The organism is Mesorhizobium sp. AD1-1 (assembly GCF_020164655.1).
GTDB lineage: Bacteria > Pseudomonadota > Alphaproteobacteria > Rhizobiales > Rhizobiaceae > Mesorhizobium > Mesorhizobium ciceri.
Map to the genome: position 1 here is coordinate 1 of NZ_JAIUGP010000008.1, position 20,862 is coordinate 20,862.

A 20,862-nucleotide genomic window follows, 5' to 3' on the forward strand; every position below is an offset into this window, starting at 1 on the left:
GCTGGCGGCAAGGGTGGCTCCTTCCATGCAGTTGATGTCGCCTGTCAGCGCTTGAACGCCCCCCTCTGTCCTGCCGGACATCTCCCCCTCAAGGGAGATTGGCTGTGTCACCGGCGACACCTTTTCTTTCAACATTTGGGAACTGGCGAAAGCAGGAGGAACAGTCGATCTCCCCCCTTGAGGGGGAGATGTCCGGCAGGACAGAGGGGGGCGCTGTCCCGCCGGCTTTGCCAATCGGCCGATCCCCGCCAAACCCCTACTTCGTCTCGCCAATCCGCTCCGCCTTGTCGAGATTGTCCTTGCCGATGACGATTGGCGTCAGCAGCACCAGCTTCTCCTTCGGCTCGGTCTTGTCCTTGGCAAAGGCCACCGCGATGCGCACCGCAGTGCGCGACTGCTCGCCGGGGAATTGCTCGACCGTGCCCGCAAGCTTGCCGTCGCGCACGGCGACCAGCGCTTCGGGCAGTGCATCGAAGCCGTAGATCTTGACGTCGGTGAAGTTGCGCGCGGCACAAGCCTCCATGGCGCCCAGCGCCATGTCGTCATTGGCGCAGACGATGGCGTCGGGTTTGCCGTTGGCGGCAAGGCCAGCCTCGGTCACCGACAGCGCCTCGGCGCGGGCGAAGTTGGCGGTCTGCTCGAAGACGATCTGATACTTGTCCTTCAGAGGATCGAGCACATTGTGCACGCCCTTGTTGCGGTCGATCGCCGGGCCGGCGCCGGGCTGGCCCTGCAGATGGAACAGCTTGGCACCGTTGGGAAACGCCGCCACCACGGCGTTGGCTTCCGCCTCGCCGCCCTTCACATTGTCGGCGCCAACATGGGCGAGGATGCCCTCGACGCCGTCTACGCGGCGGTCGATCGTCACCACGGGAACGCCGGCCTTGACCGCTTCTTCGATGGCCGGCGCCAGGGCGTTGACGTCGAGCGGCGAGATGACGATGGCGTTGACCTTCTGCACCAGGGCGGCCTCGATGTCGGCGGTCTGCTTGGTGGCCGAGTTCTGGCCGTCGCTTTCGGTCAGATTGACGCCTTGCGTGGCGGCTTCCGCCTTGATCTCGTTCAGCATGTGCACGAAGAACGGAAAGCCGAGACTGGGCACCGAGCCAAGGATAGTGAGCTTGTCCTGCGCAAACACAGAAGGCGCGGCAACCATCATGGCGCCGAAAGCCGCGGACGACAGCAGGAATTCACGTCTGTTCATGGGATCCTCCTCCACAAGAACGCACGACCCGAAAACCGGGATCGGTTTCAGGAAGGATCATGCGTCGGTTCAAAGTGTGGAGCATCCTCCCTGCGCCCGAAAACGCATGCCGCTCCAGCTGGCCGCCGCTGTAAAAAGAGCCTCCCACCGACGCCTGCGCAGGGATGCTAACCCAGGGCCAACCATTTGTGCAACATCGATATAACAGCGGTGCCAGGCAAATTATCGGAATTGTCGGATTTTGGATTTCCGGCGTGGGGGCCGCTTTGTCGGAAGACCTCCAATGCAAGGCCGCCCCTCTGCTTCTCAATCCAGGAACGCCAGAACACGCTGCCAAAGCAGCGCCGCGGCTGTGTCGTTGTAGTCGGGCAGAGCTGGATCCGAGAAATAATGTCCCGAGTTTGGATAGCGGAAGATCCGCACATCGGTTTGCGCGGCCTCGGCGGCGTGCTGCCAGGCGCGGACATCCGGCTCGGGGAAGAACGGATCGGTGTCGGCGACATGCAATTGAACCGGCAGGCCGGGCCGGATGTTCGCAGGCACGGTTGCCAGCCCATGCAACAGCAGCACCTTGGCCGTCAGCGGCCGCAAGGCCCAGACTGACGCGACCACGCCTGCACCCATCGAAATCCCCGCCAGCACCGTATCGCCGGGCGTCGAGGCCAGGGCATCGCGCGCCCTTTGGCAAATGACCTCCCAGCCGATCCGCGCCTTGATCGCGAAGCCTTGCTCGAGATCGTCCGTCGCCACGCCCGCATAGAGGTCCGGCAGCGAAACGGCGTGACCGGCGGCGCCCAGCTTTCCAGCGAGATGCCGCTCGTGCTCGCGCAGCCCCAGAACCGAATGAAACAGGATTATGTTCGCGGACATCCGGTCATGATACCTGCCGGCACATGCCGTCTCAACGGCTGGGTACGTCATGAGGCGTGCGGCTTCCATTCTCCCCGCGTGGCACTACTTTGGACTGAACCCAAAGCACTCGACTGGAGAACAACATGAAGCCGCAAATCATCTGCCATATGCTGGCATCCCTTGACGGCAGCCTCCACCCCAGCCGCTATACCTCGAGCCCCGATGGCACCCGGGCCGAGTGGTCGAGCCTCTATGAGCATATCCATAATGATCTCGCGGCTGATGCCTGGATCGTCGGGCGCGTCACCATGGCCGAGATGAGCAAGTCCGGCGCGCATCCGCCGGCCAATGCCGGCAAGGTCGACCGGCCCTATCATTTCGCGCAAATAGGTGCGGACAGTTATGCCGTGGCGCTCGATGCCTCGGGCAAGCTTCACTTTTCCAAACCCGACATCGGTGGCGACCATGTCGTGGTGCTGCTTGGGCGCGACGTTGCCGACAGCCATTTGGCAGAGCTTGCCGCCGACGGCGTGTCCTATATCGTCGCGGAAACCGCCGATGTCGATCTCGCCGCGATGCTTGAGGTCCTCGGACGCGAACTCGGCATAAGCTGGCTGCTGCTCGAGGGCGGCGCCAGCATCAACGGCTCCTTCCTCGCCGCCGGGCTCGTCGATGAATTGAGCCTTCTCGTTGCACCCGCGATCGACGGGCGGGCCGCCAATCAGGGTTTCGTCGAGTTCGGCGAGAGCGGCCTGGCGGGCAAGACGCAGCTGTCCCTGAAGAGCTGCGAGGCGCTGGCGCATGGGCTCGTCCATCTGCGCTACGCGGTCAGCCCTGGAGCATAATCCCGAAAGGTCGCGGCGTGGCCCAGGGTCTCCGCGACGGAGCTGCGCTCCTGCTTCGTCCAGGGATGACGAAGTCAGAGACTTCGGCTCACCTCGAGCGTTGCTAAGCGCATCAATACCGCATGGCGTCGAGATCGGCGATCAGCGTCGGGCCGGTGGGGTGCCAGCCGAGCCGTGCCTGGGTCAGAGCGCTGGAGGACGGCAGATCCATCGGCGCGAACATCGCCATCCAGCCGAAATGCTCCGCCGCCTTTTCCGGCGCAATGGAAACCACCGGCAATTTCAAACCCCGGCCGAGCGCCTCGGCGATAGCGCGCACTTCGACACCTTCCTCGCCGACCGCGTGATAGCGCGCGCCCGGCTGCCGCTTTTCCACGGCGAGCCGGTAAAGCCGCGCCGCATCGAGGAGGTGGCCCGCGGAGTAGCGATTGCGGCCTTCGCCGACATAGGCCGAGACGCCCCTTTCACGCGCGATCTCGATGAGCGGCGTGATAAGGCCTTGCTTGACCGGATTGTGGACCTGCGGCAGCCGCACCACCGACACATTGATGCCGGCGTCCAGCAAGGCATTGCCGGCCAGCTCCGAGGCGATGCGCGGATTGGGATGACTGGCGTTGAAGACGTCCTCGATCGCCAACTGGCCATGTCCGGGGCTGCCCATGCCGACGCCGGAGGTGATCACCAGCGGCCGGTCGGAGCCGGCGAGCGCGGCGCCCAGTGCGGCGATGACGCGTTTGTCCTTTTCGCAATTCTCGGCAAACCGCGAAAAGTCGTGGTCGAATGCCGTGTGGATCACGCCGTCCGCCTTGGCCGCGCCATCGCACAGCCCTTCGGGCTCCTCGAGCGTTCCGCGATGCACTTCAGCACCGGCGGCGGCCAGCGCCTCGGCGCCGGCGTCGGAGCGGGTCACGCCGACCACCTGGTGGCCTGCCTTGATGAGTTCGGGAACGATCGCCGAACCGATGAAACCGGTCGCGCCGGTGAGAAAGATACGCATGCAAAATCTCCTGTACAGTTGCCTGCGTAATATTGCTGGTCTATTATTCTATTAAAGTAGTGATCTTATCGTGGTATAATGGCTAACAGGATGCCCTCCAATTCCGGCTCACTAGCAGCGTTCCTCAAAGACCGGCGCACCCGGCTTGATCCCGCATCATTCGGGTTTTCCGGACGCAGACGCACGCCGGGGCTGCGCCGCGAAGAGGTCGCACAACGCGCCAACATCAGCCCGACCTGGTACACATGGCTGGAACAGGGCCGCGGCGGCGCACCCTCGGCCGATGTCCTCAACCGCATCGCCAAGGGGCTGCTGCTGACCGAGGCGGAGCGCGAACATCTTTTCATGCTCGGGCTGGGGCGCCCGCCCGAGGTCCGCTACAGGGGCGTCGAAGGCGTCAGCCCCCGGCTGCAGCGCCTCATCGACACGCTCGATGCCAGCCCCGCCATAGTCAGGACCGCCACCTGGGACGTCGTTGCCTGGAACCGTGCCGCGAGGGTCGTGCTGACCGACTACAGCACCCTGCCCGAGGGCGAGCGCAACATTCTGCGCTTCATGTTCCTCAGTCCCCATATCCGCGCCAGGCAGCACGACTGGCAAAACCTCGCCCGTTTCGTGGTGGGCGCGTTCCGGGCCGATGCGGCACGCGCCGGTGCTGTCTCCGAGGTGCGTGAACTCGTCGACGAACTCTGCAGCGCCAGCCCCGAGTTTGCCGCCCTGTGGCGGGAAAACGGCGTGCTCAGCCATGGCGACGGGACAAAGCGCCTGAAGCACCCGGAACTTGGCGATATCGAACTGGAATATTCGGGCTTCGCGGTCGACGGCCGGCCGGATTTGAGCCTGACCGTCTACAACCCGGTCGACAGCGCCGTCGCCGACCGTATTCGCACGCTGGCCCTCACCCGACACCCCAAAGAGTAAGGGCGGGACGACCTATCCGCTGCGATGACTCCCGCCCGCTCTCAAGCGCGCTCGCAGACCGCCTTCAGGATCTGCAAGGTCGGTCCCCAGTAGAGATTGGCGTGCGGACGGATCGCCGGTTCGGCGAAGTCGCTGAGCGTCAGTGTCAACAGTGTTCCCCCATCCGCCGGCGCCAGGTCGAAGCTGACCACGGTGTGATTTTCGGGCACGTCCGCCAGACGCGAGGCCGACAGCGTGCTCCAATAGCTGTAGGCGAAGCTCATTCCCGGCTCAAAAGTGCGGATGGTGCCGTGGTTTTCGAACGGTATTCCGTGCAGCAGTCCGCGCATGACGATCGCGCCGCCGGCCTGCCCTTGCAGGCTGACGGTCAACTCCTCGTCGGACATCCATTGCGGGATCATTTCTGGCGTCGTTAGTATCCGCCAGACCTTGGCCGGCACGGCACCGATGACGACGGTCTTGGTTATCGGCGCAGCGGACTCACTCATGGGGTGCAGATTATAGCGGATGCGGCGGCGACAATATCGCTGTTCCAGGCGGTACGGATGCCGCCATTGCCCCTTGCCCTGTATAGGAAGACAGCACCACGCTTGCGAAGCCATTGCAGCCCGTGGCATCTGTCGGCTCCACCAGCGCAGACGGCACCATGACACCACGGCAGACACGGCAGAGCGGCAGGCAGGGGGCGCCCGGCGTCAGTCTCAACCGGGCGCTGTCGAAGCTCGGCCTGTGCTCGCGCACACAGGCCGAGGTGCTGATCGCCGAAGGCCGCGTGCGCGTCGGCGGCAAGGTGGTGCGCGATGCGGCGCTGCGCGTCGACCTCGACCGCGACCGCATCGTCGTCGACGACAGGCCGGTGGTTGCCGAGCGCAAGGTCTACCTCATGCTCAACAAGCCGCGCGGGCTGGTCACCACCCGCGACGACCCGCAGCAGCGCGACACCGTCTATGCCTGCCTGGAAGGGCTCGATCTGCCCTTCGTCTCGCCGGTAGGCCGGCTCGACAAAGCCAGCGAAGGCATGCTGCTGATGACCAACGACACCCGGTTTGCCAACCGGCTGATGGACCCGGCCTCGCATCTGCCCAAGACCTATCACGTGCAGATCGGCACGGTGCCGGACGAGGCGATGCTGGAGACGTTACGCGCGGGCGTGACCGTCGACGGCGAGACCCTGACCGCCAGCTCGATCGAACTCTTGCGCAGCGGCGGCCGCACCGCCTGGCTGGAGATCGTGCTCGACGAAGGCCGTAACCGCCACATCCGTCGCCTGCTCGCCGCGCATGGCGTCGAGGTCCTGCGCCTCATCCGCATCGCTATCGGCCGCCTGCCGCTCGGCGACCTCGCCAAGGGTACGGCACGGCATTTGACAGCAGAAGAGTTGGCGCTGCTGAGGGGGTAAGCAGGGCGTGCCGCTGGTGCAGGCGCACGGCGATCCTTCCTGACGGAAAGCTGTCAGCAGGCCTGGCCTATAGGTCGGATGGGAGCCGGCCACGGCTTCAACGATCAGGGAGCCAATGCAATGAATTTCGTCTCCGTCCGCATCATCACGTCGGACGTCCAGCGTCTCGTTCACTTCTACGGTGAGATCACCGGCATGCCCGTGACGGTGTACACGGAAGACTTCGCCGAACTGGCGACGCCGACCTGCACGCTGGCGATCGGCAGCACGCGCACCTTGATGCTGTTCGGCGGCGACATCGCCCGCCCCGCCGACAACCACACCGCCATCATCGAGTTCCGCGTCGGCGACGTCGATGCTGAATTCGCCAGGCTCTCGGACCTCCTCAGGAATATCACTGTGCAGAAGCCGACCACCATGCCCTGGGGCAACCGCTCGCTGCTGTTTCGCGACCCTGACGGCAATCTGGTGAATTTCTTCACGCCGGTAACCGCTGAGGCGATCAGGAAATTCGACAGATAGGCGTAAGCGGCGCCGCTGGCCGAAGCTGCTCTATTTCTGGTTCCATTTCCGGATGACCGGCTCGCTCAAATCATGCTCGTAGCCGAGCACGCTGATGCTGGCCGTATCGAGCACGAGCAGCGCGCCGCCCTCCGGCGGCAGCCCGATCCAGCGCGCCGCCAGCACGCGCAGAAAATGCGCGCTGGAAAACACCAATATGCTGGCATTGGCCTCGCGCAGCCCAGCGATAATCCTGTCGGCCCGCGCGCCGACATCGGCCGCCATCTCGCCCTTTGGACACCCATCGCGAAACACATTCCAGCCGCGGCGCTCGGCCAGGATCTGTTTTGTCGTCAGCCCCTCATAGGCGCCATAGTCCCACTCCTGCAGATCGTCCTTCTTGACGCTCTGCGCGCCGAAGCCGGCCAGTACGCTGGTGTTGTAGGCGCGCTGCGACGGGCTCGACCATACGGCCGAAAAAGACAGGCCCTCGAGCCTGTCCGCGAGACCCCGCGCGGCGGCCTCGCCAACCGGGGTCAACGGCATGTCGGTGCGGCCGGTATGCTGCCCCGAAAGGCTCCATGCCGTTTCACCATGCCGGACCAGATGGATTTGCGGATACGGGTTGCTCATGGACTGCCTTTCAATGTCACCGGCACCTTAGGCGACGATGCGGCAAAGGGGAATCCGCTTGGTACAAGACTGCGTGGTCGCCTGGCCTTGATCCGCGGCGGGGCCGGCCCTGTGATCGGCCCGAGGCCGCAACTATATCAAGGCCAGCCCCTCCACAAGGCTCCCGCCACCTCAAGGGCATCGGCCCTTGCGCAACAGGTCATGTCATCATGTACAAACATTTGCTCATCGCCACGGACGGATCGGAACTGGCCGACAAGGGCGTTACCCACGGCCTGACATTGGCCAAGGGCCTCGGCGCCTCTGTTACTTTCATCACCGTCTCCGAACAATTCCCGATCTTCGCCTGGGGCGGCGCCATGGCCGGCTACGCCGCCGGCGATGAACTGGCCGCCTATCAGGAAGAAGCGCGCAAATACGCCAAGGAAGTTCTCGACAAGTGCAAGGCATCGGCCGACGCCGCCGGCGTCTCGGCGGAGGTCGTGCATGTCGAGGACAAAAGGCCCGCCGAAGCCATTCTGGAACTGTCGCAGGCCCTGGGCTGCGACCTGATCGTCATGGCTTCGCACGGCCGCCGCGGACTAGGCAAGCTGCTCCTCGGCAGCCAGACGGCGGAAGTGCTGTCCTACACGGAGATCCCGGTGCTGGTCGTGCGGTAGGGCTACTACGGATCGCATGCTCCATCGAAGCGGGTAATGACAATGTCGTTACGCTGTGCTAGATATGCGCAACGAAGGAGCCGTCCATGCCAACGTCACATCATCCGGTGCCGAAGAGCGTTCCGCTCAACATCCGCGTCAAGCCGGAAGTTCGCAATCTGATCGACCGCGCAGCCGAATTGCTCGGTAAGAATCGCACCGACTTCATGCTTGAAGCCTCGCAACGCGCCGCTGAGGAAGCGTTGCTCAACCGTCTCGTGTTTACCGTCGAACCGGATGTCTACGCTGCGTTTCTGGCACGCCTCGACGCGCCGCCGCAGCCCAACGACCGATTGCGCCGCACGATGACGACAAAGGCTCCGTGGGAAGCTGCGTGACGCTGTCGGTCCCGGTTCCACTCGCGGATCATCACGAACTCGGGGAATTTTCGTCGGGCATTACAGCGCTCGACGATTGGTTGAAAAAACGTGCTCGCACCAATCAAGCGGGCGGTGCATCCCGGACCTATGTGACTTGCAAAGGCAACCGTGTGATTGGCTACTATGCCGTTGCCAGCGGCGCCGTGAAAATGGTCGAAGCTTCCAGCCGTTTCCGGCGCAACATGCCCGATCCGATCCCCGTCGCAGTGCTAGGCAGGTTGGCCGTAGACCAAGCCTATCACGGTCGGGGCATCGGTCGGGCGCTGGTAAGGGATGCCGGTCTACGAATTCTCCAGGCTGCTGAAATACTGGGCATCAAAGGCATAGTGGTGCATGCGATTTCCGACGATGCCCGAGCTTTCTACATCACCATCGGGTTCGAGCCCTCGCCGGTCGAGCCGTTGACACTCATGGTCACGCTCGCTGATCTCAGCGAAAGCATTGGCTGACGACTTCCTGCCAGTGCTCTGGGGAAGTCCGGCGCCTAGAACACCAACTCCCCCACGAGATAGACCCCAAGCGCCAGCAACCCCGCGAAGAACACTTTGCGGAAGGTCTCGACGCTCATCTTCTGGCGCAGCGCCTGGCCGGCGAACATGCCGGCCAGCGCCGGCACAAGGGCTGCGACCGACCCCACCAGTTGCGCACTCGGCGACGCCAGGGCGCCTGCCTTGAACAACCCGATGGCGAGCGCCGCCGTCGACACGGTGAAGGACAGGCCGAGCGCCTGGATCAGGTCTTCTTTCTCCAGCCGCAGCGACTGCAGATAGGGCACCGCCGGGATGACGAAGACGCCGGTGGCGCCGGTGACCAGCCCGGTCGCCACCCCGACCAGCGGTGACATCAAGGCTTCGCGGCGCGCCGGCGTGGTGAAGCCGGCTTTGGCGAGGCCGAGGATCGCATAAAGCACCAGTGCGGCGCCCAGCCCCACTGAGGCCGCGCCCGTATGCGTGCCGGTCAGCAGGCCGGCGCCGGCAACGGTGCCGAGCATCACGCCGGCCATCATCGTCCACAGCCGCTTGCACAGCCGGGCGAAGGACGGGCCGGTCAGCAATTGCCAGAGGTTGGTAACCAGCGACGGGATCAAGAGCAGGGCAGCCGCCTGCGCCGGCGGCATCGTCACCGCCAGCAGGCCCATCGCAACGGTCGGCAGGCCCATGCCGACGACGCCCTTGACGAAGCCGGCGGCGAGGAACACGGCGCCGATCCAGGCGAGGATGCCGGCGCTCAGCATGATCGTATCTTCAGGGCCGGATCAGTCATGCAGCAGCATATCGGTTGCGTCGGCATCCGGGCTGGCGGCCTTTGCCGGCGCCGCATCGCGGCTGGTGGATACGACCGTCGCCGCGCATCCCCGCAGGCCTGATCCCGCTCGCGCCATGGCAAGGCCGGCCACCGCAATGGCCAGCACGATCGCCGTGCTTTCAAGAATGCCGAGCCGGCCTGATGTTCGTTCGTTCATCGCAATTCTCCTTCGAAACTGTTTGACGAAAATCCTGGCCGATCACAATGTGGAAGTTGCGCTGCCAGCCTTCGGCCACGACGAAGGCTGGTTGGCCGACCGCCTTCCCGGCGCTGAATATTCGCAGGAGCAAGAGAATGCGCTTCGATCTGGTCGATCTCCGCCTGTTCCTGCTGGTGGCCGAACGCGGCAGCATCACCCATGGCGCCGAGCTTGCCGGACTGGCCCTGGCGTCGGCCAGCGCCCGCATCAAGGGCATGGAGGAGCGGCTCGGCGCGCCGCTGCTGGAGCGCCGGCGCCGTGGGGTGGTGCCGACGGCGGCCGGACAGGCGCTGCTGCATCATGCGCGCGCGGTGCAGAACCAGATCGAAGCGATGACCGGCGACCTCGCCGCCTATGCCACCGGCCTGCGCGCCCGCGTCCGGCTGATGGCCAACACCGCCGCCACAGCCGAGTTGCTGCGCGAGATCCTGCCCGCCTTCCTTGTCGCGCATCCCGGCATCGACATCGAGCTCGACGAGCGCCCCAGCCATGAGATCGCGCAAGCCGTGGCCAGTGGTGCGGCCGATCTCGGCATCGCCGCCACCTGGGCCGGCCTTGCGCACCTCGAGCAGAAACCGTTCTTCATCGACCGGCTGGTGGTGATCGCCGCGCGAAACCGGCCCGGCCTTGAAGGCCGCACCGTCAACCTCACTGAGCTTCTCGGCGAATCTTTCGTCGGCCTCAGCACCGGCCATGCGCTGCAGGAGCACATCGCCCGCCAGGCGGCCCGCCTTGGCGGCCATCTGCATGTCCGCATCCGCGTTCCCGGCCTCGACAATGTCTGCCGGCTGGTCGCGCAAGGTGCCGGCATCGCCATCGTGCCGGAAAGTGCCGCCCGCCGCTCGGCGCGGACGCTACGCACACTGCGGCTGACCGATGATTGGGCAACGCGCCAGCTCAACCTCTGCGCCCGCCGCTTCGACGAGTTGACACCGCAGGCAAAATTGCTCGCGACAGCGCTGGCGTGAGCCGGACAGCGAGCACCTATCCTCATCAGCGCTGAATCATTGCCTTGCTTTTCAAATATTCGTGACGTAGCTTGTTTGCACATTGGCAAAAAAATCGCCAAACTTTTTTCCTTTTGTGAAAGACGGGGACTTTGCGGGAACATCTCGATCTGACCGATCGGCGGCTGGTCAAACAGCTGTCGCAGGACGCCCAGCCGGGCATCAACCGGATCGCCGAGATATTGGCGATTTCGGTGCCGACGGTGCGCTCGCGGCTGCGCAACCTGCTCGACCGCAACCTGCTCAAGATCGTCGGGCTGCTGAACCTGACCGAGCGCCCCGAGCTGATCTCCGCCATTGTCGGCATCAATGCCCAAGGGCGCGGCCGGGCCCGCGAACTGGCGCAGCGCATTGCCGAACTGCCCTTCGTCAATTCGGCCTCGGTGGTCACCGGACGCTTCGATATCATCGTCGACGTGACGGTGGCCGGTGACGTCGCCGATCTCTACCGCGTCACCAGCGAGCTGATCCCCGGCGCCGGCGAGCCAGGCGAAGTCGTGCGCAGCGAGACATTCGTCGTGATGGCGTCCTGCAACAAATGGGTCAGCCTGCCGGAAGGCTGCTGGTCGGACGATCGCAAGGAGCCGGCATGAAAATCGCGGTACTCGGCGGCCTCGGCCTGCAAGGCCGGGCGGCAATCGCCGACCTCGTCGCCAGTGACGGCGTCGAGGAAATCGTCTGCGTCGATACCGCAGCGGACGGCCCGGCCCGGCTTGCCGGCCTGACCGATCTTGCCCGCGTGCGCTTCGTGGTGCCTGAGGGCGCGATCGGCCAGGCCCTGGCCACTGTGCTTGATGATGTCGACGCCGTCATCGACCTGTTGCCGCAGCCGCTGATGCGCGAGGCGGTAAAGGCCGCGATTGCCACGCGCACGCCGCTGGTCACCACCAACTACGCCAAGTCGATCGCCGACCTGGCGCCGGCCGCCGAACAGGCCGGTGTCTCGATCATGACCGAATGCGGGCTCGACCCCGGCATCGACCTCGTGCTCTACGCGCGCGCCGCCAGGCAGTTCGACTCGATTTCTTCGATCGATTCCTATTGCGGCGGCATCCCCGAGCCGAAGGCGATGGCCAAGCCGCTGTGCTACAAGGTGAGCTGGAATTTCGACATGGTCCTGGTCAGCCAGAACCGCGACAGCGTGATGATCGAGGACGGGAACCGTGTCGCAGTGCCTGCCGGCCAGCAGCACGACAATCCGTTCATCCATGAAATCGAGGTTGCCGGCCTCGGCAGGCTCGAAGCCTTCCCCAATGGCGACGCGCTGCACTATGTCGAGATGCTGGACGCCGCAAAAGGGCTGCGCCGCTCCGGCCGCTACACACTGCGCTGGCCGGGATGGTCGGCCTTCTGGGCGCCGTTGAAGGAACTCGGTTTCCTCTCTGAGGACAAGGTGCCCGGCACCTCCAACAGCCCGCGCGAATTCCTTGGCCGGCTGCTCGGCCCGCAATTGCAATACGGCCCCGGCGAAAAGGATCTTTGCGTGATGCGCAATGTCTTTTCCGGCCTCGAAGGCGGCCGCGCCAAGACGGTGACGTCGGACCTGATCATCGAACGCGATCTCGTTTCCGGCCTGTTCGGCATGAGCCTCGGCGTCGGCTATCCCGCCAGCATCGTGGCGCAGATGCTGGCGAGGGGCGAGATCACCAGACCCGGCTTTTTGAACCCGCTGCTGGATGTGCCCGACATCAGGTTCTTCGATGAATTGGCCAGGCGTGGCATCACGGTTTCCGAGACGGTGGCACGGGACTGAGGCGAAAGATTTTCGAACGGTGGCTGCCGCCGGCAACGGCGCTGCCGCTCAAAAAGGAGCCCAAGGAGAACCGCGGGCACACATTAACGACAACAGGGAGGAATACCGAAATGAAGATTGCCAGACTTTTCATCGCCGGAAGACTTTTCATCGCCGGGCTTGCGCTCGCCGGGCTCACCGCTGCGGCCAGTGCGGGTACGCTCGACGACATCACCAAGCGCGGCGAATTGCGCGTCGCCGTGCAGACCCAGGGACCGCCCTTCTCGCTGGTCGGCGCCAATGGCGAACGCACCGGCAGTTCGGTCGAACTGGCCGAACTGATGGCCAAGGAAATGGGTGTGAAAATCACCTTCCTCGACTTCGACTGGGATGGTTTGATCCCGGCGCTGCTGTCGGGCAAGGCCGACCTGCTGGTTGCCGACATGACACCGACGCTGGCGCGCGGCATGAAGGTCGCCTTCACCACGCCTTACATGTACACGGGCAGCACCGTCTTCACCAAGGCCGACAGCAAGTTCAAGACCACCGAGGACTGCAAGGCCAAGGGCACCAAGATCGCCGTGCTGCTCGGCGCCACCGGCGAGAAGGAAGCCAAGAAAGCCTTCCCCGATGCCGACATCAAGAGCTACAAGGGTGGCGGTCCGCTGCTGCTTGACGCCGTCAACAACGGCCAGGCCGACTGCGGCGTCAACGACGTCTCGGCGGTCAAAGGCCAGTCGACCGCCTATCCGGCCGGCACCTTCACCATCATGCCGGACCTTCTGTCGAAGGAGCCGCTTGCCTTCGCCACCCGCTATGATGAGCCGGACCTGTTGATCTGGATGAACCTGTTCCTCAACCAGGTCACTATCGACGGCCGACTGCAGAAGAACCTCGACTACTGGGTCAATTCCGACGCCTGGAAGAAGGATCACTAAGCAGCGATAAATCCAGGCGGTTTCGCGCGCATCTTAAACGCCGCGAAGCCGCCCGGAATTTCGTTTCATCTGTCGTTGCCTGCGCTCTGGGGATTTCACCCAACGATGCTCGAAAATTTCAGTTTCCGCACCATCGTCGAATACCTGCCGTTGTTCGGACAGGGCCTGGTCACGACCGTTTGGCTGTCGGCGCTGTCCTTTGTCGGCGCGCTCATCGTCGGCATCGTGCTGTGCGCCATGAATCTGCAGCGCGGCTGGCTGTTTCGCGCCCCGGCCAAGGCCTATATCGATGCGGTGCGTGCCACGCCCTTGCTGGCGCAGCTCTATTTTCTTTATTTCGGCCTGCCCCGGCTCGGCTTCGTTCTGCCGGAACTCGTCGTCGGCATCCTCGCGTTGTCGCTGAACAGCGGCGCCTATATCGCTGAAATCATTCGCGCCGGCATCCTGTCGATCCCGCGCGGCCAGGTCGAGGCCAGCGTCGCTTCGGGCATGACCTATGTCCAGCGCATGCGCCTTGTCGTCCTGCCGCAAGCCTTCAAGGTGACGATCCCGCCGCTGCTCGGCCAGGCGATCGTGCTGGTCAAGGATTCCGCCCTTCTGTCCCTGATCTCGGTTTCGGAACTGACGCGCGCCGGCCAATTGCTCGCCTCCGACCGCTTCATGCCGGCGGAAGGTTTCCTCACCATCGCCGCCTTCTATCTGCTGCTCTATTACGGCCTGAAAGGACTGGCTGGGCTCTCCAGCCGCTGGCTCGGCACAGCGGGGGCGCGGACATGATCTGGCAACAACTGCAAAGCCTCGCCGGCTCCTATCCACTGGCCCTGCGCGGCCTCGGCATGACCGTGTTGCTGTCGCTGATCAGCCTGGTGCTCGGCACGCTGCTCGGCTTCGCCCTCGGCATCCTGCGGACCGGCGGCAACCGTCTGATCTCGGGTTTGATCGGGGCCTGGGTCGACCTGATCCGCGGCACGCCGTTCCTGGTGCAGATCTTCCTGATCTTCTTCATCCTGCCTGAGTTCGGCATCGAACTCGATGCCTTCACCGCCGGCATCATCGCGCTGACCAACCTCGCCGCCTGCTTCATCTGCGAGATCGTCGTCGCCGGCATCCGCTCGGTGCCGACAGGCCAGGTCGAGGCGGCACTGGCGTCCGGCCTGTCGCGCTGGCAGCGCATGCGCCAGGTGGTGCTGCCGCAGGCGATGCGCATCGTGCTGCCGCCATTGGTCGGGCAGTATGTGCTGCTGATCAAGGATTCTTCTGTCGTCTCGGCCATCGGATTGACCGACCTCACCCGCGTCGGCTGGCTGGTGGTGCAGCGTGTGCCCAACGGCCTGCTGGTGTTCTTCCTCGTCGGCGTCGGCTATTTCATCGTCTGCTATCCGCTGATCATGCTGGCCCGCCGGCTGGAGCAGCGCATGGGCGCGGCGCATGCCGAGGTGCAGTTGTGACTTCCAACCCCAAAGGTCCAGAAAACATGACCAAAACGGGCCTTGCCAAAACCGGCATGATCGACTTTCGCGGCGTCAACAAATGGTTCGGCTCGCTCAACGTGCTCAAGGACATCACGCTCAGCGTCGAACCGCGCGAAGTGGTCGTCGTCTGCGGCCCGAGCGGCTCGGGCAAAAGCACTCTGATCCGCTGCGTCAACGGCCTGGAGGCGATCAAGAACGGCGACCTCGTCGTCGACGGCCAGCGCCTGGGCGACCCCGCCACCAACATGACCCGGCTGCGCACCGAGATCGGCTTCGTCTTCCAGTCGTTCAACCTCTACCCGCATAAGACGGCACTCGAAAACGTCACGCTCGCCCCCATCCATGTCCGCAAGATCCCGCGTGCCGAAGCCGAAAAGGCCGGCCGCGAATTGCTGGCCAAGGTAGGCCTCGCCGACAAGGTCAATGCCTATCCAGCACAGCTCTCCGGCGGCCAGCAGCAGCGCGTGGCGATCGCGCGTTGCCTCGGCATGCGGCCCAAAATCATGCTGTTCGACGAGCCGACCTCGGCGCTCGATCCCGAGATGATTTCCGAAGTGCTCGACGTCATGGTCGCGGTCGCCGAGGAAGGCATGACCATGATGGTGGTGACGCACGAGATGGGCTTTGCCCGCAAGGTCGCCCAGCGCGTGGTGTTCATGGACGCCGGCGCCATCGTCGAAAGCGGCACGCCCGACGAGTTCTTCTCACACCCCAAGACCGACCGCAGCCGCGCTTTCCTGAGCAAGATTCTGCGGCACTAAAGGCGGGCGGTCAGGTCGCCTCTTCCGCGCTGCCGCCAATCGCAAACGCTGCCTGGCCGCCGCGCCGCCTGAGCAGCGCGATGGCGAGGAAGGCGATGACCCCGCTCGCGGCGACGACCACCAGCACCCACAAGGAATTGGCGACGGATGTTCGTGTCATCATGAAGGCGAGCGCGAACGGCGCGAAGGCCGAGGTGAACTGGCGGGCAGCGCTCGCCCATCCCAGCCGCGCGCCATAGCCTTCGCGGCCGAAGAGTTCGAGCGGCAAGGTGCCGCCGACGATGCTGGTGAGGCCGGAGCCGAGGCCGAACAGGAACACGAACACGAAGGCGCCGGGCAGCCATGGCGTGGTCAGCAACAGCGCACACAGCCCGGCCGTGAGCAGTGACGCGGCAATGACGGCAAGGTGCGTCTGCTGCAGCCGCCCGCCAAACAGCATGTTGATCAACCGGCTGGCGACCTGCGCCGGCCCGAACAGGGTCGAGACGAAGAGGCCTGCGGTGCCGAGCCCAAGGGCCGCCGTCAGCGGCACCATGTGGATGAGGATCGCCGACAGCACGAAGCCTTCGGTGGCGAACCCCGCCAGCATCAGCAGGAATGCGGCCCGGCCGCGCCGCGCATCGAGCGGCATTCCCGCTTCATCGGGAGCGGAACCGCGCTCATGCGGCGTGACCGTTGCGTGGCGACGCGACAGACGCATCAGCCAGGCGTGGATCGGCAGGCATAGGCCGAGATTGAGAGCGGCGAACAAAAGGTAGACCTCGCGCCATGTGAGATGCGCATGCAGCGCCGAGGTCAGCGGCCAGAACAGGGTAGAGGCAAACCCGGCGATCAGCGTCAGATGGGTGATGCTGCGTTGCGGCCGGGGAACCCCGACCTGCACGATCGCCACGAAGGCAGCGCTGTAGAGGACGAAGCTGGAGGCCAGTTCCATCGCCAGCAATCCCAGAACGAAGCTCACGCGGCCGGGTGCGACGGCGCACAGCGCCAGCGCCACAGCCGCCGCGACCGAGCCGACGGTCATGATGCGACCGGCGCCGAAGCGGTCGGCCCACCGCCCGGCAGTCGGCGCGAACAGGCTGCCGGCAAATAGCGAGGCCGACAGGGCTGCGAATACCCAGCCTTCCGTGAGCCCGAACTCGCGTGCCATTGCCGGCGCCAGCATCGAGAAGCTGTAATAGAGCGTGCCGTAGCCGATGATCTGGGTCAGCCCAAGCGCCCAGATCGCCTTGCGCAGGACGGACCGGTCAGGCATCGATGCCGGCCGATACGGCTCTTCTCGGCTCGGCATCGGTTGCGCAGCCGCAACCCGACGCGCCCGTTGCCTTGGCGGCCGCATCCCTGACGCAGCAGGCATCGACAGCGGCGGGGGCAGGCCCGCCACAGCAGCCGGCGCTTTCCGATACCGTCGCGACACCGACGGCGCTGCACACGCCGGTCTCCGGCAGCACCAGCCGCACCTCGCGGGCCGCGGCATGGTCTCCGGCAATATCGGCCACCACCGAGCGGACCTGCTCGTAGCCGGTCGCCATCAGGAAAGTCGGGGCACGGCCGTAGGATTTCGAGCCGACGATGGTGAAACCGGGTTCGGGATGCGCGAGTTCCGCAATGCCATGCGCGGGAACCGTGCCGCATGAGTGGAAGTTCGGATCGATCAGCGGCGCCAGTGCCGGCGGCGCTTCGACGACGGGATCGAGCGCGATGCGGATTTCGCCGAGGAACGACAGGTCTGGCCTGAAGCCGGTGGTGACGACGATGCGGTCCACGGCCATGCTGAACGGCTTGCCGGCGAGGTGGGCGTCGACGGCAAGCTTCTCGCCTTGCGTCTCGATGCGGTCGACGGCGAAGCCCGTCAGCATGTTCAGCCTGCCGTCCGCCATCGCCTGCCTTGCGGCCAGCCCAAGCGCACCACGTTCCGGCAACTGGTCGTTCAGCCCGCCGCCGAGCAATCTCTCGATGTTGGCGTGCCGCAGCGCCCAGAAGATTTCGGTGCCAGGCGCGCCATCCTGCAACTCCATCAGCGCCAGCGCGACGTTGATGGCCGAGTGCCCGCCGCCGATGACCAGGATGCGCTTGCCCGCATAGTCTTCTCTCGCCTTGCCGACCACGTCGGGAATGCCATAGGCGATGCGTGCCGACGCCTTGCCTTCGCCGGCAACCGGCAGCCCGTCGATGCCGATCGGGTTTGGCCGCCACCATGTTCCGGATGCGTCGATGACGGCGCGTGCGAGAAAGCGGTGCTCACCGCCGCCATCGCGGTAGCGGATGACGAAGGGCGCGTCCTTGCGGCCCTCATTGGCGACCTTGTCGTGCCCCTGACGGGTGATCGCGGTGACCTCGGCGCCGAGCTTCAAATTGGCGGCGATCGCCGGAAGCCGGCCAAGCGGCGCCAGATAGTCGCGCACGATCTCGCCGCCGGTCGGCAGGCCCTGGCTGTCCGGCGACGTCCAGCCGGAGCGGTCGAGCAGCGCCCGCCCCGCCGCGTCGATGTTGTATTCCCAAGGCGAGAACACCCGCACATGGCCCCATTCGAGCAGTGCGGCCCCAACACTTTCGCCGCGCTCCAGGATGAGTGGACGGATGCCGCGCTCGACCAGATGCGCCGCGGCGGCAAGGCCGACCGGGCCGGCGCCAATTACCGCGACGGGAAGATCTGTCATCATGTCCATAGGTTCGATCCTTCCGGTATCTTCGAATTATACGCGCAGAAAAATCAGGCCAGTGCTTTGCCGACGGCGGGCGCGCAGGCAGCATCCGCGCAGCACTCGTCGGCGAGATAGCCGATCAGCGCATTCATGCCGGGGTAGTTGGCGCGGCAGATCAGCGTCGTCGCTTGCCGTTCCTGCGTGACAAGCCCGGTATCGACCAGCCGTTTGAGGTGATGCGACAGCGTGGAGGACGGAATGTCGAGCCTGCCCTGGACGCTGCCGACGGCAAGCCCGTCATCACCGGCGCGTACCAGGATGCGATAGAGCTGAAGCCGAGTCGGATTGCCGAGCGCTTCGAGTTGGGCTGCTGCTTTTTCGAGTCTCATGGAAATAAGCTACGCAGCACTTTTCGCGCCGTCAACCCAATTTCGAAAATTATGGAAATAGCGTCAACCGGGGCGCTTGCCCGAGGCGTAAATGACCACCTCGCCATCCTCCTTGGTGAACGCGCCGATCTCCGGGTTGGGCAGGATGTCCAGTACCTTTTCCGACGGCCGCGCAAGGACGACGCCGAGCGGACTGACGACGATCGGCCGGTTGATCAGGATCGGATGTGCCAGCATGAAATCGAGGATCTGCTGGTCGGACCATTTCGGGTCGGCAAGGCCGAGTTCGGCATAGGGTGTGCCCTTCTCGCGCAGCAGGTCGCGCGGTGTGATGCGCATCGCCGCGATCAGGTCGACCAACCTTTGGCGCGATGGCGGCGTCTTCAGATATTCGATCACCTCCGGCTCCTCGCCCGACTGGCGGATCATGGCCAACGTGTTGCGCGACGTGCCGCAATTGGGATTGTGGTAGATGGTGATGGTCATTTCGAGACCCTCTCAACCGATATGGTATTCCGGACGGCGTCGCCCATCTCATACCAGCCCTTGCTGCGGTTCACGATCCACACCACCGACAGCATGACCGGAACCTCGATAAGCACCCCGACCACGGTGGCAAGGGCCGCGCCAGAATTCAGCCCGAACAGCGCGATCGCGGCGGCCACCGCCAGCTCGAAGAAGTTCGACGCGCCGATCAGCGCCGATGGTCCAGCCACGCAGTGCCGTTCGCCGCTGAGGCGGTTGAGCAGATAGGCAAGACCGGAATTGAAATAGACCTGGATCAGGATCGGCACCGCCAGCAGCACGATCACCAATGGTTGCGCGATGATCTGCTCGCCCTGGAAGCCGAACAGCAGCACCAACGTCGCCAGCAAGGCAACCAGCGACAGGGGCTGCAGCGTGGCAAGCAGGGCCTCAAGCCCGGCCTGTCCCCTCGCTGCCAGCAGCCGGCCACGAACCAGTTGCGCGACGATCACCGGCGCGACGATGTAGAGTGCGACCGACAGCATCAGCGTGCCCCATGGCACGGTGATCGCCGACAGGCCGAGCAGCAGGCCGACGATTGGCGCGAAGGCGACGATCATGATCGCGTCGTTGAGCGCCACCTGCGACAGCGTGAAATTCGGCTCGCCGCGCGTCAGGTTCGACCAGACGAACACCATCGCCGTGCACGGTGCCGCGGCAAGGATGATCAGCCCGGCAATGTAGGAATCGATCTGCACGGCGGGCAGCCACGGCCGGAACAACCAGCCGATGAAGAGCCAGCCCAGCAGCGCCATCGAGAACGGCTTCACCGCCCAGTTGATGAACAGCGTCACGCCGATGCCGCGCCAATAGGTGCCGACCTTGGCTAGCGAGGCGAAATCGACGCGCAAGAGCATCGGCACGATCATCAGCCAGATCAGCACGGCGACAGGAATGTTGACCCTGGCGATCTCGGCCGACGCGATGGCGCCGAACACGCCCGGCAGCAGATGGCCAAGCGCGATGCCCGCGACGATGCACAGTGCCACCCACACCGTCAGATATTTCTCGACGAAGCCGATGCCGGGCCGCACCGCCTCAGCTGTGTTCAGAGCATGATCGGTCATGATGGCTTCCTTGTTCGAACGGCGCGCGGCGGACAGTCACAAGCCCCTCAGCAGTCACAGGTCACGGCATTGATGACCGGGCGGCAGAGCTCCGGCGCGCCATTGCAGCAATCTTCCATCAGATAGGCCAGCAGGTCGCGCAAGCCGGTCATGTCGGCGACATAGCGCACGGTCCTTCCGTCGCGTTCGGGACGGATCAGCCCGGCATGGGCGAGCACCTTCAGATGCGCCGACATGGTGTTCTGGACCGTGTCCAGCCTCGTTGCGATCTCGCCGGCTGGAATGCCTTCCGGACCGGCACGCACGAGCAGCCGGAAGACATCCAGCCGCGTCTCCTGGCCAAGTGCGGCCAGCGCGTTCAAAGTGCCCTTCCTATTCATATATCCGAATCC

Annotated in this window: 27 protein-coding genes; 14 read left to right on the top strand and 13 right to left on the bottom strand. The window is 64.7% G+C overall.

Annotated elements, in window-relative coordinates; translation table 11 throughout:
- Window positions 1-256: 256 nt before the first annotated feature.
- A complete protein-coding gene (locus tag LB519_RS16435; RefSeq protein ID WP_013530574.1) occupies window positions 257-1,204 on the bottom strand; it encodes a substrate-binding domain-containing protein in 948 nt (315 codons plus the stop codon).
- Between the two features lie 306 nt (window positions 1,205-1,510).
- On the bottom strand, window positions 1,511-2,074 hold the full coding sequence (locus tag LB519_RS16440; RefSeq protein WP_024501764.1) for a dienelactone hydrolase family protein: 564 nt from the start codon (window positions 2,072-2,074) through the stop codon (window positions 1,511-1,513).
- 125 nt (window positions 2,075-2,199) lie between these two features.
- Here LB519_RS16440 and LB519_RS16445 point away from each other — a divergent pair, with 125 nt between their 5' ends.
- On the top strand, window positions 2,200-2,901 hold the full coding sequence (locus LB519_RS16445) for a RibD family protein (protein ID WP_224620619.1): 702 nt from the start codon (window positions 2,200-2,202) through the stop codon (window positions 2,899-2,901).
- 112 nt (window positions 2,902-3,013) lie between these two features.
- Here the strand turns inward: LB519_RS16445 and LB519_RS16450 are convergent, their stop codons facing one another.
- Window positions 3,014-3,898 carry an SDR family oxidoreductase gene (locus LB519_RS16450; RefSeq protein WP_024501766.1) on the bottom strand — a complete coding sequence of 295 codons (885 nt, stop codon included), beginning with the start codon at window positions 3,896-3,898 and terminating at the stop codon, window positions 3,014-3,016.
- 78 nt (window positions 3,899-3,976) lie between these two features.
- On the opposite strand from LB519_RS16450, the gene LB519_RS16455 reads away from it, so the two are divergent.
- The gene (locus LB519_RS16455; protein WP_063168648.1) at window positions 3,977-4,819 is read left to right on the top strand and encodes a helix-turn-helix transcriptional regulator; all 843 of its coding nucleotides are present in this window, start codon (window positions 3,977-3,979) and stop codon (window positions 4,817-4,819) included.
- Between the two features lie 41 nt (window positions 4,820-4,860).
- Here LB519_RS16455 and LB519_RS16460 read toward each other — a convergent pair whose 3' ends face one another.
- On the bottom strand, window positions 4,861-5,307 hold the full coding sequence (locus LB519_RS16460) for an SRPBCC family protein (RefSeq protein WP_063168649.1): 447 nt from the start codon (window positions 5,305-5,307) through the stop codon (window positions 4,861-4,863).
- Window positions 5,308-5,465: 158 nt separating this feature from the next.
- On the opposite strand from LB519_RS16460, the gene LB519_RS16465 reads away from it, so the two are divergent.
- Complete coding sequence (locus tag LB519_RS16465) at window positions 5,466-6,218, top strand: pseudouridine synthase (protein WP_063170295.1); 753 nt, start codon at window positions 5,466-5,468, stop codon at window positions 6,216-6,218.
- Window positions 6,219-6,338: 120 nt separating this feature from the next.
- Window positions 6,339-6,740, top strand: coding sequence for a VOC family protein (locus tag LB519_RS16470; protein ID WP_013530567.1), 402 nt, complete (start codon window positions 6,339-6,341; stop codon window positions 6,738-6,740).
- 30 nt (window positions 6,741-6,770) lie between these two features.
- Here LB519_RS16470 and LB519_RS16475 read toward each other — a convergent pair whose 3' ends face one another.
- Window positions 6,771-7,352 carry a histidine phosphatase family protein gene (locus LB519_RS16475; protein ID WP_063168650.1) on the bottom strand — a complete coding sequence of 194 codons (582 nt, stop codon included), beginning with the start codon at window positions 7,350-7,352 and terminating at the stop codon, window positions 6,771-6,773.
- A 209-nt stretch (window positions 7,353-7,561) separates the two neighbouring features.
- Here LB519_RS16475 and LB519_RS16480 point away from each other — a divergent pair, with 209 nt between their 5' ends.
- The 3 genes from LB519_RS16480 (at window position 7,562) to LB519_RS16490 (ending at window position 8,879) form a co-directional block, all read left to right on the top strand.
- The gene (locus tag LB519_RS16480) at window positions 7,562-8,011 is read left to right on the top strand and encodes a universal stress protein (RefSeq protein WP_027160859.1); all 450 of its coding nucleotides are present in this window, start codon (window positions 7,562-7,564) and stop codon (window positions 8,009-8,011) included.
- A gap of 86 nt (window positions 8,012-8,097) precedes the next feature.
- Window positions 8,098-8,388 (top strand): DUF1778 domain-containing protein, encoded by a 291-nt coding sequence (locus LB519_RS16485; protein ID WP_013530564.1) that lies wholly within the window; start codon window positions 8,098-8,100, stop codon window positions 8,386-8,388.
- The gene (locus LB519_RS16490) at window positions 8,385-8,879 is read left to right on the top strand and encodes a GNAT family N-acetyltransferase (protein ID WP_063168651.1); all 495 of its coding nucleotides are present in this window, start codon (window positions 8,385-8,387) and stop codon (window positions 8,877-8,879) included. The genes LB519_RS16485 and LB519_RS16490 overlap by 4 nt, the downstream gene beginning before the upstream one ends.
- 35 nt (window positions 8,880-8,914) lie before the next feature.
- Here LB519_RS16490 and LB519_RS16495 read toward each other — a convergent pair whose 3' ends face one another.
- Window positions 8,915-9,664: a sulfite exporter TauE/SafE family protein gene (locus LB519_RS16495; RefSeq protein ID WP_063168652.1), complete on the bottom strand. Its 750-nt coding sequence runs from the start codon at window positions 9,662-9,664 to the stop codon at window positions 8,915-8,917.
- A gap of 21 nt (window positions 9,665-9,685) precedes the next feature.
- Window positions 9,686-9,892, bottom strand: a complete 207-nt coding sequence (locus tag LB519_RS16500; RefSeq protein ID WP_063168653.1) for a hypothetical protein — start codon at window positions 9,890-9,892, stop codon at window positions 9,686-9,688.
- Window positions 9,893-10,029: 137 nt separating this feature from the next.
- On the opposite strand from LB519_RS16500, the gene LB519_RS16505 reads away from it, so the two are divergent.
- The 7 genes from LB519_RS16505 to LB519_RS16535 all read left to right on the top strand — a co-directional run bounded on the left by LB519_RS16505 (window position 10,030) and on the right by LB519_RS16535 (window position 15,844).
- Complete coding sequence (locus LB519_RS16505; protein ID WP_224620620.1) at window positions 10,030-10,902, top strand: LysR substrate-binding domain-containing protein; 873 nt, start codon at window positions 10,030-10,032, stop codon at window positions 10,900-10,902.
- 131 nt (window positions 10,903-11,033) lie between these two features.
- A complete protein-coding gene (locus tag LB519_RS16510; protein ID WP_024501775.1) occupies window positions 11,034-11,534 on the top strand; it encodes an Lrp/AsnC family transcriptional regulator in 501 nt (166 codons plus the stop codon).
- Complete coding sequence (locus tag LB519_RS16515; RefSeq protein ID WP_224620621.1) at window positions 11,531-12,694, top strand: saccharopine dehydrogenase family protein; 1,164 nt, start codon at window positions 11,531-11,533, stop codon at window positions 12,692-12,694. The genes LB519_RS16510 and LB519_RS16515 overlap by 4 nt, the downstream gene beginning before the upstream one ends.
- Before the next feature lie 110 nt (window positions 12,695-12,804).
- Window positions 12,805-13,611 (top strand): ABC transporter substrate-binding protein, encoded by an 807-nt coding sequence (locus tag LB519_RS16520; protein ID WP_064994007.1) that lies wholly within the window; start codon window positions 12,805-12,807, stop codon window positions 13,609-13,611.
- Window positions 13,612-13,716: 105 nt separating this feature from the next.
- Window positions 13,717-14,388 (top strand): amino acid ABC transporter permease, encoded by a 672-nt coding sequence (locus tag LB519_RS16525; RefSeq protein WP_013530557.1) that lies wholly within the window; start codon window positions 13,717-13,719, stop codon window positions 14,386-14,388.
- Window positions 14,385-15,059, top strand: coding sequence for an amino acid ABC transporter permease (locus LB519_RS16530; protein ID WP_063168655.1), 675 nt, complete (start codon window positions 14,385-14,387; stop codon window positions 15,057-15,059). Before LB519_RS16525 ends, LB519_RS16530 begins: the two co-directional genes overlap by 4 nt.
- Before the next feature lie 56 nt (window positions 15,060-15,115).
- Window positions 15,116-15,844, top strand: coding sequence for an amino acid ABC transporter ATP-binding protein (locus LB519_RS16535; RefSeq protein WP_224620746.1), 729 nt, complete (start codon window positions 15,116-15,118; stop codon window positions 15,842-15,844).
- Between the two features lie 10 nt (window positions 15,845-15,854).
- On the opposite strand, the gene arsK is transcribed toward LB519_RS16535, so the two are convergent.
- The 6 genes from arsK to LB519_RS16565 form a co-directional block, all read right to left on the bottom strand.
- Window positions 15,855-17,099, bottom strand: a complete 1,245-nt coding sequence (gene arsK / locus LB519_RS16540) for an arsenite efflux MFS transporter ArsK (RefSeq protein WP_224620622.1) — start codon at window positions 17,097-17,099, stop codon at window positions 15,855-15,857.
- Entirely contained in the window at window positions 17,092-18,513 is a 1,422-nt protein-coding gene (locus LB519_RS16545; RefSeq protein ID WP_224620623.1) for an NAD(P)-binding domain-containing protein, read from the bottom strand. The genes arsK and LB519_RS16545 overlap by 8 nt, the downstream gene beginning before the upstream one ends.
- Window positions 18,514-18,557: 44 nt before the next feature.
- Window positions 18,558-18,878, bottom strand: a complete 321-nt coding sequence (locus LB519_RS16550) for an ArsR/SmtB family transcription factor (protein ID WP_224620624.1) — start codon at window positions 18,876-18,878, stop codon at window positions 18,558-18,560.
- A 63-nt stretch (window positions 18,879-18,941) separates the two neighbouring features.
- A complete protein-coding gene (gene arsC / locus LB519_RS16555) occupies window positions 18,942-19,364 on the bottom strand; it encodes an arsenate reductase (glutaredoxin) (RefSeq protein WP_224620625.1) in 423 nt (140 codons plus the stop codon).
- A complete protein-coding gene (arsB, locus tag LB519_RS16560; protein ID WP_263484808.1) occupies window positions 19,361-20,470 on the bottom strand; it encodes an ACR3 family arsenite efflux transporter in 1,110 nt (369 codons plus the stop codon). Before arsB ends, arsC begins: the two co-directional genes overlap by 4 nt.
- A gap of 47 nt (window positions 20,471-20,517) precedes the next feature.
- Entirely contained in the window at window positions 20,518-20,850 is a 333-nt protein-coding gene (locus tag LB519_RS16565) for an ArsR/SmtB family transcription factor (protein WP_013530549.1), read from the bottom strand.
- Window positions 20,851-20,862: the final 12 nt, after the last annotated feature.